Genomic DNA, 12494 nt, shown 5'->3' on the forward strand with positions numbered 1-12494 from the left:
TCGCCGTCAGGCCGGGACCGCCTGCGCGTCGACGCGGTCGAGGAACTCGAGCGCGGTCTGGGCGACTTCGGCCCAGCCGTGATCGATCGTGAGGGAGTGGCCGCGATTCGGCATGACCACCAGCTCGGTGAGACCGGGGTTCTTCGACTGGATCTTGAACGCCTGCTCGGTGGGCTTGAGCGGCACCGTGTGGTCGACCTCGCCACCGATGATCAGGAGCGGTCCTCGATCCGGGTTCTTCGAATCGACCTTCGTCTCGCTGAAGGGATTGAGGTTGGCGGTCACGACCTGGAAGATCGGGTTCCCCGCCGCCGCGACGTGGAACTCCTCATACAGCGCCCGCGCTTCGTCCTCGTCCAGAGCATTCGCCCAGCCATACGAGAACTCCTCGAACGACAGCGTCACACCGTGCTTCAGGCTGGTGCCGGGGTGCGAGACGATGGGCGCGGACGACTTGAGGGACGAGACGGGCACCGCCAGCACGCCCTGGAAGGGCGCCGGATCGACCGCGACGGTCGCGACAGATGCTCCGACTCCGGCGATCTTCTGAGCGATCAGTCCGCCGAACGAGTGGCCGACGACGGCAGGCTTGGTGGTGAGCGCCGCGATCGCGTCGAGATAGTGATCGGTCACTTCCTGAACCATCTTCTCGGCGAACGCGTCAGGATTCGCCCGCGCGTCCTCGATCGACTCGGGATCATCGGGCCATCCCGGCGCGATCGTCGTGAATCCGGCTTCCTCGAAGCGGGCGCGCCAGCGGTCCCAGCTGCTGGAGAGCAGCCAGAGCCCGTGGACGAAGACGACGGGGCGCAGTCCCGATTGGTTGGCTCGTTCGACTTCGGCGAGTTCGTGAGCGGTAAGCGACATGGGGGTCTCCTCATCCTGGATGAACACGACCCAGCGTCCTCCGCACGCGAAGCCGCGACATCCGTCGCCCGTACCTAGATTGGCGTGCGGTGCGCGCTAACTCCGTCCATATCGGGCGGATGCCGAGGCGCGGAGACCGGCGCGAGCGTACGGTCGTGGCATGGATCTGACACTGAGTGGAAGCGTCGCGGTAGTGACCGGCGCGAGTCGAGGCATCGGCGTGGCGGTGACCCGTTCACTGTTGCGCGAAGGGTGCAAGGTGATCGGGATCGCGCGCGGGTCGATGCCAGAGGATGAGGATCTTCGGAATCACGCCGGCTTCTCCTACCTGCGCGCGGATCTCTCGGACCTGGACGCGATCGAGGCTCTTGCTGCGGTACTCCCGGGCCGCATCGACGTGCTCGTGAACAATGTCGGATCTGCACCGCCGCGTCCGGGCGGATTCGGCAGCATCGCGGATCGGGATTGGCTCAGCACGCTCACACTGAATCTGCTCGCGGCGGTTCGAATGACCCGCACCGTCCTGCCGCGTATTCCTCCCGGAGGTGCCGTCGTGAATGTCGCTTCGGAGAACTCGAAGCTCGCGGACCCTCTGGTGATGGACTACAGCGCGGCCAAGGCCGGCCTGCTGAGCTTCACGAAGTCCCTGTCGAAGGAGCTCGGACCGAAGGGCGTGCGAGTGAACTCCATCAGTCCGGGTCCGGTGGCGACGGATCTGTGGCTCGGCGCCGGGGGCGTCGCCGAGCAGGTCGCGGCCGCGACCGGCGGGCGCGCGGAGCAGGTGCGCGCCGGAGCCGAGAGCGCGATGCCGACAGGCCGCTTCACCCGCCCCGAAGAAGTCGCTGACCTCATCGCCGTCCTGGCCAGTCCGCGATTCGGGAACGTGACAGGGTCCGACTTCGTCATCGACGGCGGGATGCGCCCCACGATCTGAGTCCGCCGGATCAGTGCCGAGGGAGGCCGGCGCACACCATCTCGGTCGTGGCCAGAGTGTCGTAGCTGAGGGTCGGGCATCGACCCGCACGCTGCCTACCGGATCACAGCTCGACCGGAGGCGCCGGCTCCGTCTCGGCGACCTCGGGGTGACGGGCGAGGTTGATGATCGCGGCCACCAGTCCACCCCACACGGTGACCATGGCGATGATCATCATGACGATTGCTGTCGTGGTCATGAACGTGCTCCGCTCTCCGTCGCCGCGGGCAGGTGGACTGCGCCGGTCTCGGGGTCGGGATCGTATTGCTCATCGAGAAGGAACTCGTCGTACTCGGGGTCGTCCTTCGCATGCGACCGGGCACTCCACGGCAGCAGGGACAGCAGGATCGCGAGCACCACGAGGGCGACCACCATCCCCCAGCCGAAGATTGCGACGAACCAGACCGGGTAGCCGCTGTACGGCTCAGAGATCTTCGATACGAGCTCGCTGATGAACAGATAGCCGAGCACGATCGGGGCGAGCACCGCGAGCAGCAGTCTCCACAGGATGCCGACGCGGAAACTCGATCGAGTGTTGAGGTGGATCTGCAGCGCGGGCAGCTTGTGCAGGATCCAGGCGACGACGACGATGGCCACGAGCGCGACCGCCATGATGCCGAACGCGTTGACGAAGGCATCCGCCGTATCGAGCACGGTCAGGGCGGTGGTCGTCGAGAACAGGGCGATCGAGACGATCGCGAGCGGAATCGACACTGTGAGCGTCGTGCGGATACGCGCCCACCCGAGCTTGTCCTGCAAAGCCGCCACGATCACTTCGAGAATGGAGATGAGCGAGGTGATGCCGGCGAAGACCAGCGCCCCGAAGAACAGCACGCCGATGATCGATCCGCCTGTGGCCTGGGAGACGATCGTGGGGAACGCGATGAACGCGAGGCCGATGCCGGATGTCGCCACCCCTGACACCTCGGTGCCCTGCGCGTGGGCCATGAAGCCGAGCGCGGCGAAGACACCGATGCCCGCCAGGATCTCGAAACCCGAGTTGGCGAAGGCTACGACCAGGCCCGAACCGGTGAGGTCGGTCTTGCGCTTGAGGTACGACGCGTAGGTCACCATGATGCCGAACGCGACGGACAGCGAGAAGAAGATGTGCCCATATGCCGACGCCCACACGGCGGGGTCGGCGAGCGCCTCCCAGTTCGGCGTGAAGAACGCGTTGAGCCCGTCCATCGCGCCGGGAAGGAACAGAGCCTGCACCACGAGGATCGCGAACATGACGGTCAGAAGCGGCATGAGCACCAGATTCGCGCGGCCGATGCCCCGTTTGACCCCCAGCGCCATGATCCCGATCACGACGACCCAGACCGCGACCAGAGGAAGGCCGACCTGAGGCAGGAACGTCGTCGAAAGGCCGCCTTCGGCGACATCCGCCGTCTGAAGGAAATCGCCGAGGAAGAACTCCTGCTCTTTGCCCGGCCCCCAGGCGAGCTGCGCCGAGAACCAGGTGTACATGCCGGCCCACGCGATGATGACCGCGTAGTACACCGCGATCACGACGCAAATCAGTACCTGCCACCATCCGAGCGCCTCGGCTGCCGGATGCATGCGACGGAACGCGAGGGGCGCGGATCCCCGGAAGCGGTGACCGATCGCGTAGTCCAGGAACAGCAACGGGATGCCTGCCGTCAGCAGCGCGCACAGGTAGGGGATGAGGAAGGCGCCGCCCCCACCCTCGTACGCGACGTAGGGGAACCGCCAAATGTTCCCGAGGCCCACGGCGGAACCGATCGCCGAAAGGATGAACACGTTCCGCGAGCCGAATGCCTCGCGTTTGTGGGTCTGCATCGTTGCGGTCGCCATGCCGCGACCCTACCCGGGCGCGACGGAAATGTCAGGGCGGCGAGCCCTTCGCCGGAGGAACCGCCGCGCAGCCGACGAACGCTCCCCGACGGCAGGTCAGACGAGCGGTTCGGAGCTGTCCGTCTCGAGAACGCAGGAGCCGGCATCGACGTCGGCCGCTGCCGCGTCCGCTCGCTCGGTCGCCGCGAGGGTGCGCGTGAACAGCAGCAGCCACCCCACCACGAGGCCGGCGCAGACCATCTCGTGCGTGGCCAGAGTGTAGTAACTGAGCCAGAACAAGATGGCGGAGAAGACGATGCCGATCGCAACCGCGACGCCGAGCGCGATCATCGCCCACGGAAGGCACGGCAGCACCCACCGCAGACCGAGCAGGAGAGCTCCGAACACCACTGCCATCCCGATGGCGAAGACGTTGTGACCCACCTGGCTGGTGGTGACCGGCACCACGGCCGCACCGATGAAACACCCCGCGAGCATGAGGAACACCACGTACACGATGAGCTCCCGTGCGCGAGTCACTCGGGGCTCGGTGCGCGCCCACCGCGCCAGGCTCGTGAGCAGGTACAGCGCGAGCAGCGCTGTCACCCCACCCGCGATGAGCAGCGTGGCGTTGAAGACGGCCGCCGTGACACCACCTTGACCGCCGAGCTCGCTGAAGTTGAGGCGGTACCAGTCGTCGTCGCGGGTCGTCGCAGCGCTCACCGCGAACCCGGTAGCCACGACCGCGAACAACAACACCACGAGCCGCGTCGCGGTGACATGGGCGGCGACCGCGAACGCGGTGTAGCCCGAAGCGCCGGCCACGAGGGCGACGATCATGGTCGCCGTCAGGGTGTCGACGGCAGCGCCGGGCCAGATCAGCGACGCCATGTCGAACAGCATCCATTGCAGCATTCCGAACACTGCGGCCAGTGAGATCGCCACCGCGGAGGTCATCCACGCCCGCCGCGCGCGCGTGCCGCCCATCAGCCACGCCTGCCTCGGATCGCGGGCCGCGAGTCGATAGCTCACCGATGCAGCGGCGAGGGTGATGGATGCCGCGACCGCGATTCCTCCGGCTGCGACCGACGCGCCCTCCCACACAGGTACCGCGCGACCCCAGTACCCCACCGCTCCGCCGGCAAGCCCGACGCCGAACGCGAGTGTCGCCACCACGATCGCGCGCGCCTCCGTGCGCGCAGCGAAGCGCCGCGTCTCGAGCACCCCCTTACGGTGCAGCCGTGTCTCGACCCGCATCGCGGCAGCCTCGAGGCGGGCTCCCTGCGTCCACGCACCGCGTGTCATGGCCTGATTGTCCACCCATCGCGGCCGATTCGGGATAGGCCCGTTGAAGGGTGCGTCCGCAAGCGGGTCTTCGGCGATCGCCGAGACCGGGCTCACAAGGAACCCGGTCTCGGAAGCTGTTCCTATTCAGATGAAACGGGAGCCTAGGGATTGCGACATCGATGTCGCAATCCCCGGTGGCTTCCCCTACTCAACCGGCTTTCTGCTCGGCCATGAAGGCAATGGAGTCAGGTGACCGCAGGCTGGCGGTTGGTGGCTGTACGGTCTTCTCCACGACCGTGAAGTCGAGATAGCCAAGGCGTGCGAGGGGGCGCATTTTCGCGATGTCCAGCATCCCGTCAGTGAGAAAGTCCTCGTCGATATGGATACCGATCACACGGGCAATCAGCAAGTGGGTGGATGACTCTGGAGTCCGTCCCGGAAGATAGATCGACTGCTGAAGTTCGCATTCGAATTTGACCGGGGCACCTGCGACAAGAGGGGGCGCGATAAGCCTCGACGGAGTGGACTCCAGGTTCGCGTACTCGAACTCGTCCACGGCTGGAGGGAGATCATGATTCGTCATGACCATCTCATCGAAATGGCGCTCGGTCGCCATGCTCCAGCCCAATTGGCCGGTAGCCATCGCGTTCGCCGCCGTGTCTTTCGGGCGGCCGTCCGGCTGACAGTTCACCGCCACGGAGATGGTCGGCGGGTCCCACGTGACGTTCTGAAACTGGCTGTACGGGGCAAGATTCGGCACTCCGTCGGTGTCGACTGTCGATATCCAGCCGATCGGGCGTGGCACGCAGCTCGCCTTGAACGGGTTGTACGGCAGCCCGCTTGTTTCCGTGTCAGTTTCGTAGAACATTCAAACTTCCTTCTGCTGAGGTTTCGTTCCGGCCCAATTCCGAGTTGGTACGGATTTGCGCGCAGCCAGCCCACCACCCAAAGCAACGTCGGGTGCGCGGAATGCGTAGAACTCCCATGAGCGTCGAGGTTTCTGCACGCCTTCGTGGAGTCACTCCGTTAGTTGTAGCACAGGCGAGTTTGCCTACGCCACAAACGACCTCGGTGGATGCCCGAAAGGGGTGCGAATAGCGGATTTTTTACGCCTGATCGTTGGAGCTTGGCGCTCGACAAAGATTGCACTATCACCCAGGTCACCACGAAGCCCTAGCTGCCGTTGGGTTCACACGTCCTGAGCGACGCCTTCATCGAGCACGCGGAGCTCCGCGGACGGCACGAGATTCGGCATTGGCTGCGAGGATTGCGCCTGGATTCGCTTCCCGCAGGGCGGCGGCCGGGTCGCCCCTCGGGCGGGAGGTGAATCCCAATTCGTTGTCCCGCCGACGACGACCGGTGCGAACGTGCGGTGGCGGAGCGGTGGAATATGCGCAAAGTACGCGGTCGACGCCTCCGCCATCGGGGCCGCCCCACACCTGCCGCCGATCGAAGCTCAGTCGGCGGATGAATCTGCGTCGTCGTCGCGTGGCGGCGTCGGCACTTCCCACTGGCCGAAGAGCCGCAGCCCTGCAGCCGCGGCGAGCGCATTCGACGCCGCGTTGTCGACCTGGCAGCGGTACTGCAGCTCGAGCCCGAGATCGCTCGCGTGGCCCGCCATGGCACGAACGAGACGACGCCCGTACCCGTGGCCGCGCTCATCCGTGAGCGTGAGTACGCCGAAGTCGGCGAGGGTCGAGCCCCGCCACGGGTAGGTGCTGGCGGCACTCACGAGCCGGTCTTCGACGATGACGCCGAACGCCGCCCAATCTTCGAGATCGACCTGGGCGTCGTCACGGTCCTGCTCGGACGCTCGCGCCTCGAATGCCTCGAACAGCTCACGATCGCCGGCGGTCAGCTGGCGAACGATCCCGGGCGCCGACGCGGTCTCCGCCTCGGCCTCGTAGCCCTCGGGGAAGTAGTAGAGGTTGTCCGCGCCGTGGAGCTGCACTCCGGCTTCGGCGAGGGCACTCCGCACGCGGGCTTCGTCGAGCGGGGATGAATCCGTGCGCGTACCGTCGCATTCCAGAGCGTCGGCGACCTCCGCGCTCAGCGCGATCGCAGTATGGGAGTCCGACGCAGTGCGGAGAACGGTGACACGTTCTCCCTCGTCGAGCGTCGGGTTCACGATCAAGCTCAGACGTTGGTCGGAGTAGGTGAGCCGACCGGCGAACGGCTGCTTCCAGAATTCGGTGACGGCGTGGGAGAAGCGGGTCACGAGCGTGCCTCCGTCGGGGTAGAGTCGGATGAATCTGACATGTCTGCCAGATTTGACAGCCTATGACACTTTGAGGATCGATGCCTGTGGTCGCGCTGAAGCTCTCATCGCGCGAGATCGCCCGTCAGGCGATTCGCGACAGAATCCAGCAGGTCGCGGAGATGCTCTTCGCCGAGCACGGGTACCGCGACACGACCGTTGGCGCCATCGCCACAGGCGTCGGGATCTCGGAGCGCACCTTCTTCCGCTACTTCGCGACGAAAGACGACCTCCTCTTCTGGAGCTTCGCCGCCGATACGCAGTGGGTGATCGACACGATCGATGCCCATCCGGTGAGTGACGATACCTGGGACACTCTGCACGCCGTCGTGCAGGCAGCCCTTGGCCGGCTCAACGAAGAAGCACAGCGGAGGGCGGCGCTGTTTCAGAGGATCGCCGCCGAGTCCCCCCATGTCTCCGCGGCCTACCTCACTCATCTCCAAGCGTTTCAGCGTCGCATCGCGGAAGCACTCTGGCTCCGCAGTCGGTCCAACCTCGGCAGCGAAGCGAGCGACCGGATCACGGAGGGCCGGCCGGGAGGATCTGACGAGCGGATAGTCCTGTACGCCGTTGTCAGTTCGGTCTTCGCCGCCATCAGCGAAGTCACTTCTCTTTCCTCCGACCGCACGGCCGCCGAACAGCAACGGCTGATACACGCCACGCTGACGGCCATGCGCCCCTCGCACGCGGGCACGCGCGCGGGGACAATCGGCGATCGTGATGCTCACTGAGCACACGCACGCCAGAGAAGAAGGTGAGTTGTCACGCGTGGAAACTGTCAACCTCGGCAAGCTCAATCCGGCCACCTACAAGAGTCTCGCCGCATTCGATGCGACGGCTCAGCAGGCGGCGGTCGACGCCGGACTCGATCCGCTGCTCATCGAGCTGGTGAGAATCCGGGCCTCGCAGATCAATGGCTGCGCATACTGCCTGCGCCTGCACTCGCGCGATGCGATCGCCAAGGGCGAGTCCGCCGACCGGCTCGCGATAGTCGCGGCCTGGTGGGAGACGCAGTACTTCAGCGACAAGGAGCAAGCCGCACTCATCCTCGCCGAACGGCTGACGAACATCTCGCACACCCCGACCGGCGGTCACGACACGGTTGATGTCGATGTCGTCCTCACGGCAACAGAAATCGCAGCGATCTCCTGGCTCGTCATCGTGATCAACGCGTGGAATCGCGTGGCGATCTCGAGCCGCTACTCGGTCACACCATGACGGTGCGCCTGGCTGAATCGGGCGACCTCGACGTCGCGGCCCGTGTCCTGGCCGAAGCCTTCGAGGAGTACCCGTGGACGCGATGGTCGATACCCGATGACGGATACGCGGCTCGCCTCGAGCAGATCCAGCGCCTCTATCTGTCCCACGCGCTGGAGCACGGCCTCGTGGTCGTGGACACCCGGCTGCGCGCGGTCGCGGCCTTCCTGCCACCGGATGCCCCGGCCCCGAGCCACCGATTGCAGCAGCAGGTCGCCGAGCTGCACGGAGCCCGGCTGGCGGTGACCTCGGAGCTGTCGTTGCCGAGTCCACCCGCCGGTGCATGGACCCTCGAGACCGTCGGAGTCGATCCCGCCCGTCAAGGAAGCGGGCTGGGCACAGCGGTGACAGCGGCCGGCCTCGCGATCATCGACGACCGCGCCGACACGATTGCGCTGGAGACATCGCTGGAACGAAACGTGGCCCTCTACCAGCGTCTCGGGTTCACGACGGTCGCCACGACCGCGATACCGGACGGCCCCGTCGTCTACTCGATGAGCCGGACTTCGCGCTCCCGTTAGGAACGCGTCCCATCGGCGGGGAGTGTCGGGTACGTAGCCGAAGGATCGTGGGCGCGAAACAGCCTGACTTCGGGAAGGTCGTGCCGAAGCCGCTCCCACATCTCGCGGAACCGGTGACGAATGATCGGCGGCGACCAGTCCGGGTCGCGCAGTTCGAACGGGATCAGCGGGTCATGCTCGAGCGCGAAGGTGAAGGCCGCGGCCAGCCTCAACGCGCAGGCGAGGCGTGTCGGGACGCTGGCCTCTTCGGACAGGCCGTCCGCGTCCGAGAGCGCCCGCTCCAGTCCTTCATAGGCGGCCTCGATGTCCGCCGCCGGCCATAGCGTCTCGACCACCTGCTTCGGGTCCCCCAGCCCCGGCCCGTCCAGCCGCGCCGCCTCGGCGGTGATCAGGTACCGCCCGATGGTGGCCGGCGCGACCTCGGCGGCCAGGTCGTCGCGCAGATCGAAGGGACTCACGTACACCCCGTTGGCCAGCGACGCCGCCCCCAGCCGAACGAGTGCCGTCCGCAACGAGTCCCGCTCGGCACGGAGTCTCTCGGGAACCGAGAAGGCGTAAAGACACCAGACCCCCTGCCACGTCGGCATTCCGGCATCCTGCGAGGAGACGAACGCGAGATGGCCGCCATCCAATCGCTCTCTCGTCTTGCCGCTCTCGGTCAGCACGAGTCGCCCCTTGCGTCCCCGCCCGACTTGATCGAGTACCCCGTGGGCCTCCATCCGGCGGATCGCGAGGCGAACGGGCTGATCGGCCAGCCCGACGGCGGCAGCCACGCCGTAGACCATCTCCAGCTCGGCGACCCCCTCCGCGCTGAAGCACGCTGCGACCACCGTCTTCGGCGCGATGACGACCTCGCTCATCCTTGAGCCCTCTCCGAGATTCGGAACACCATCTCCGTCGCCCGCTGGAATCCGAACACGTTCTGGGGAAGGCCGATCGACTCGGTCTTCACGGCGCGGAACCCCAGGCGCTCGTACAGCGCCCTCGCGCGGGGATTCGAGTCCACGACGCTGAGCCTCACCTGCTTCATCCCCTGGCTCTCAGCCATGATGATGGCCTCCCCGAGTAGACGGGAACCGACCCCCAGCCCCCGCGACTGCGAGGCGACGGAGAGCCCGTCGAGAAGCAGCTCCCCTGCGCGGGGACGGCGGCCGAGGATCATCAGAAGTGCGGTCCGCCACGGCGCGCTCACCATCGAGTACTCCTGGACTAGTCGTCGATACGAGAACCCCACTGCAGCACGGCTCGAATCGTGGAACCCGAGCACCCCGATGACGCGTCCCGATATCGTGGCGCAGAAGAAGCCGTCGGCATTCAGCTGAGACTCGATGTAACTCTCTCCGTGCTCACGATCGCCCAGGCTCGGCGACAGCTTGCGCCCGAACGCCTCCCAGTAGAGCCGGGCAACCTCGGCGCGGGAGCCGTCCGGAATGCCCCGCACAACATCGACTGAATCCGCTTCGCTCATGCGACAACCGTACAAGTTATCTCTCGATATGAATCCGATCGTTCTCAGATTGATAGTTCTCGAGGATACGCAGGAGATTTCGTAGATGTGCCAGACGGGACCAGATACGTCTCGCTCCTTCTCACGGGACTACCCACCCTCTCACCTGTGGCTTGGTGATGGCGGACTGTTCAAACCCAGACGTTCGGGGAAACTGTACCTAACAACATTAGGTTAGACTCTTATCACATTAGGTTTGCATCGCGAGAAGGGAATCGCGGATGGCGCGGGCAGGAATCACACCCGAGCGAGCGGCAGAGGTCGGCGCGGCTCTCGCGGATGAGCTCGGATTCGACGCGGTGACCGTCGCTGAGGTCGCGCGTCGCTTCGGAGTGAAGACGCCGAGCCTCTACTCGCACGTGGCCGGCAGCGCAGATCTGCGTACCCGCGTCACGCTCCTCGCGCTCGAGGAACTCGCCGACAGGGTGTCAGAACGGATCGTGGGCCGATCGGGCAAAGAGGCCCTCGCCGGGCTGGCGAACGCGTATCGGGACTATGCCCACGAGCACCCGGGCCGATTCGCCGCCACCCTCGCCGTGGTCGACACGGAGACGGCGGCCGCCAGCGCCGGCCCGCGGCACGCACAACTCACAGCGGCCGTGCTGCGGGGGTACAACCTGCCTGAGGCCGCACATGTGCACGCCATCCGCATGCTCGGCAGCACCGTGCGCGGATTCATCACGCTCGAAATGAGCGGGAGCTTCGACCACAGCAGTCCCGACCCAGACAGCAGCTGGCTCGTGGCGATCGACGCCCTGGACACGCTGATGCGCAATTGGCCGGTGGGCCCGAGCACTCCTGCATCCTCAACGAAGAATGGCCATGAATGATGTCCGACGACCTGATCGACATTGACCTCGCCCCTGCGTTCGTGCACGGCGTCGCCGAACTCGAGGCCACGCCACTCGGTCTGCTTCCGCATCGACTCCCGGCCTGGGCACGCGCGCAGAACACGGATCCGCAGCTCGCGATGGTGGAGGCGCAGCCCTCCGGAGTGCGCCTCGCTTTCACTACGGCAGCGACGACCATCGAGCTGGTCACCCATCGCACCGTCCGCACGTACCTCGGACTTCCGCCGCGTCCGGATGGCGTGATCGAACTCATCGTCGACGGCCGGCATGTCGCCGACGACGCTACCTCCGGCGGCACGACAATCGCGATCGATATGGCCACCGGCTCGGCGAACACCGCCATAAGCGCATCGCATACAACCCGTTTCGATGGGCTCGCCGCGCACGCGAAGGATGTCGAGATCTGGCTGCCCCACAACGAAAACCTCGAACTCGTCTCTCTGCGCGCGAACGCGGACGCCGCTCCCCTTCCCACTGACGGTCGACCGGTCTGGGTGCATCACGGCAGCTCGATCAGCCACGGCTCCAACGCCACGCACCCGACCGGAACCTGGCCGGCCGTCGCGGCGCGCAGCACCGGCGTTGAGCTGGTCAATCTCGGGTTCGGCGGTTCCGCCCTCCTCGACCCGTTCGTCGCGCGCGTGATCCGCGACGCCGACGCCGACGTGATCAGCCTCAAGCTCGGCATCAACCTCGTGAATCTCGACCTGATGCGCCTCCGTGCATTCGGCCCGGCGGTACACGGTTTCCTCGACACGATCCGCGAAGGGCATCCGACGACGCCGCTCGTGGTGATCTCGCCGATCTTCTGCGGCATCCATGAGAACACGCCCGGACCGGGAGCGTTCGACGTCGGGGCGCTGGCTGTCGGTCAGCTCCGCTTCCACGCGACGGGCGACCCCGCCGAGGCGAGCGCCGGCAAGCTCACACTCACCGTGATCAGAGAAGCGCTGGAACGCATTGTGAAGGATCGGCGCGAGACTGACACGAACCTGCACTATCTCGACGGGCGGGTGCTCTACGCGGAGACGGATGCCGCCGACTATCCGCTGCCGGACGAGCTACACCCTGATGCACAGACACATCAGTTCATCGGCAGTCGGTTCGCCGCGTGGATGACTGATTGCGGAATCCTCGCCGACTGACTCGCCGGCCGGTCTCGGGTAGCGCCACTCCC

At 66.1% G+C, this 12494-nt stretch carries 14 protein-coding genes; 6 read left to right on the top strand and 8 right to left on the bottom strand.

The window, feature by feature from the left end; genetic code table 11:
* Window positions 1–6 precede the first annotated feature (6 nt).
* Window positions 7–867 (bottom strand): alpha/beta hydrolase, encoded by an 861-nt coding sequence (locus tag ASD65_RS10655; RefSeq protein ID WP_056224740.1) that lies wholly within the window; start codon window positions 865–867, stop codon window positions 7–9.
* Between the two features lie 160 nt (window positions 868–1027).
* Here ASD65_RS10655 and ASD65_RS10660 point away from each other — a divergent pair, with 160 nt between their 5' ends.
* A complete protein-coding gene (locus ASD65_RS10660) occupies window positions 1028–1801 on the top strand; it encodes an SDR family oxidoreductase (RefSeq protein WP_056222256.1) in 774 nt (257 codons plus the stop codon).
* A gap of 103 nt (window positions 1802–1904) precedes the next feature.
* Here the strand turns inward: ASD65_RS10660 and ASD65_RS18785 are convergent, their stop codons facing one another.
* From ASD65_RS18785 to ASD65_RS10680, 5 genes are all read right to left on the bottom strand, one after another.
* On the bottom strand, window positions 1905–2039 hold the full coding sequence (locus ASD65_RS18785; protein ID WP_082561698.1) for a methionine/alanine import family NSS transporter small subunit: 135 nt from the start codon (window positions 2037–2039) through the stop codon (window positions 1905–1907).
* Window positions 2036–3658, bottom strand: coding sequence for a sodium-dependent transporter (locus tag ASD65_RS10665; RefSeq protein WP_056222260.1), 1623 nt, complete (start codon window positions 3656–3658; stop codon window positions 2036–2038). Before ASD65_RS10665 ends, ASD65_RS18785 begins: the two co-directional genes overlap by 4 nt.
* 96 nt (window positions 3659–3754) lie before the next feature.
* The gene (locus ASD65_RS10670; protein WP_156378836.1) at window positions 3755–4942 is read right to left on the bottom strand and encodes a hypothetical protein; all 1188 of its coding nucleotides are present in this window, start codon (window positions 4940–4942) and stop codon (window positions 3755–3757) included.
* Window positions 4943–5132: 190 nt separating this feature from the next.
* Entirely contained in the window at window positions 5133–5792 is a 660-nt protein-coding gene (locus ASD65_RS10675) for a flavin reductase family protein (protein WP_056222266.1), read from the bottom strand.
* 588 nt (window positions 5793–6380) lie between these two features.
* Window positions 6381–7142: a GNAT family N-acetyltransferase gene (locus ASD65_RS10680; protein WP_056222269.1), complete on the bottom strand. Its 762-nt coding sequence runs from the start codon at window positions 7140–7142 to the stop codon at window positions 6381–6383.
* An 86-nt stretch (window positions 7143–7228) separates the two neighbouring features.
* Here ASD65_RS10680 and ASD65_RS10685 point away from each other — a divergent pair, with 86 nt between their 5' ends.
* From ASD65_RS10685 to ASD65_RS10695, 3 genes are read left to right on the top strand one after another with little or no spacing between them, the layout of a single operon-like run.
* Window positions 7229–7912, top strand: coding sequence for a TetR/AcrR family transcriptional regulator (locus ASD65_RS10685; protein ID WP_056222271.1), 684 nt, complete (start codon window positions 7229–7231; stop codon window positions 7910–7912).
* A gap of 37 nt (window positions 7913–7949) precedes the next feature.
* Complete coding sequence (locus ASD65_RS10690) at window positions 7950–8399, top strand: carboxymuconolactone decarboxylase family protein (RefSeq protein WP_056222274.1); 450 nt, start codon at window positions 7950–7952, stop codon at window positions 8397–8399.
* Window positions 8396–8959, top strand: coding sequence for a GNAT family N-acetyltransferase (locus tag ASD65_RS10695; protein WP_056222277.1), 564 nt, complete (start codon window positions 8396–8398; stop codon window positions 8957–8959). The genes ASD65_RS10690 and ASD65_RS10695 overlap by 4 nt, the downstream gene beginning before the upstream one ends.
* Here the strand turns inward: ASD65_RS10695 and ASD65_RS10700 are convergent.
* Together ASD65_RS10700 and ASD65_RS10705 are read right to left on the bottom strand one after the other, a co-directional pair.
* Window positions 8956–9819 carry a PaaX family transcriptional regulator C-terminal domain-containing protein gene (locus ASD65_RS10700; protein WP_056222280.1) on the bottom strand — a complete coding sequence of 288 codons (864 nt, stop codon included), beginning with the start codon at window positions 9817–9819 and terminating at the stop codon, window positions 8956–8958. The two genes, ASD65_RS10695 and ASD65_RS10700, sit on opposite strands and share 4 nt — an antisense overlap.
* Window positions 9816–10427, bottom strand: coding sequence for a GNAT family N-acetyltransferase (locus tag ASD65_RS10705; protein ID WP_056222282.1), 612 nt, complete (start codon window positions 10425–10427; stop codon window positions 9816–9818). The genes ASD65_RS10700 and ASD65_RS10705 overlap by 4 nt, the downstream gene beginning before the upstream one ends.
* A 260-nt stretch (window positions 10428–10687) precedes the next feature.
* Here ASD65_RS10705 and ASD65_RS10710 point away from each other — a divergent pair, with 260 nt between their 5' ends.
* The gene (locus ASD65_RS10710; protein WP_056222285.1) at window positions 10688–11296 is read left to right on the top strand and encodes a TetR/AcrR family transcriptional regulator; all 609 of its coding nucleotides are present in this window, start codon (window positions 10688–10690) and stop codon (window positions 11294–11296) included.
* On the top strand, window positions 11296–12462 hold the full coding sequence (locus tag ASD65_RS10715) for an SGNH/GDSL hydrolase family protein (RefSeq protein ID WP_156378945.1): 1167 nt from the start codon (window positions 11296–11298) through the stop codon (window positions 12460–12462). Before ASD65_RS10710 ends, ASD65_RS10715 begins: the two co-directional genes overlap by 1 nt.
* Window positions 12463–12494 lie beyond the last annotated feature (32 nt).

It is taken from the genome of Microbacterium sp. Root61, assembly GCF_001427525.1.
GTDB lineage: Bacteria > Actinomycetota > Actinomycetes > Actinomycetales > Microbacteriaceae > Microbacterium.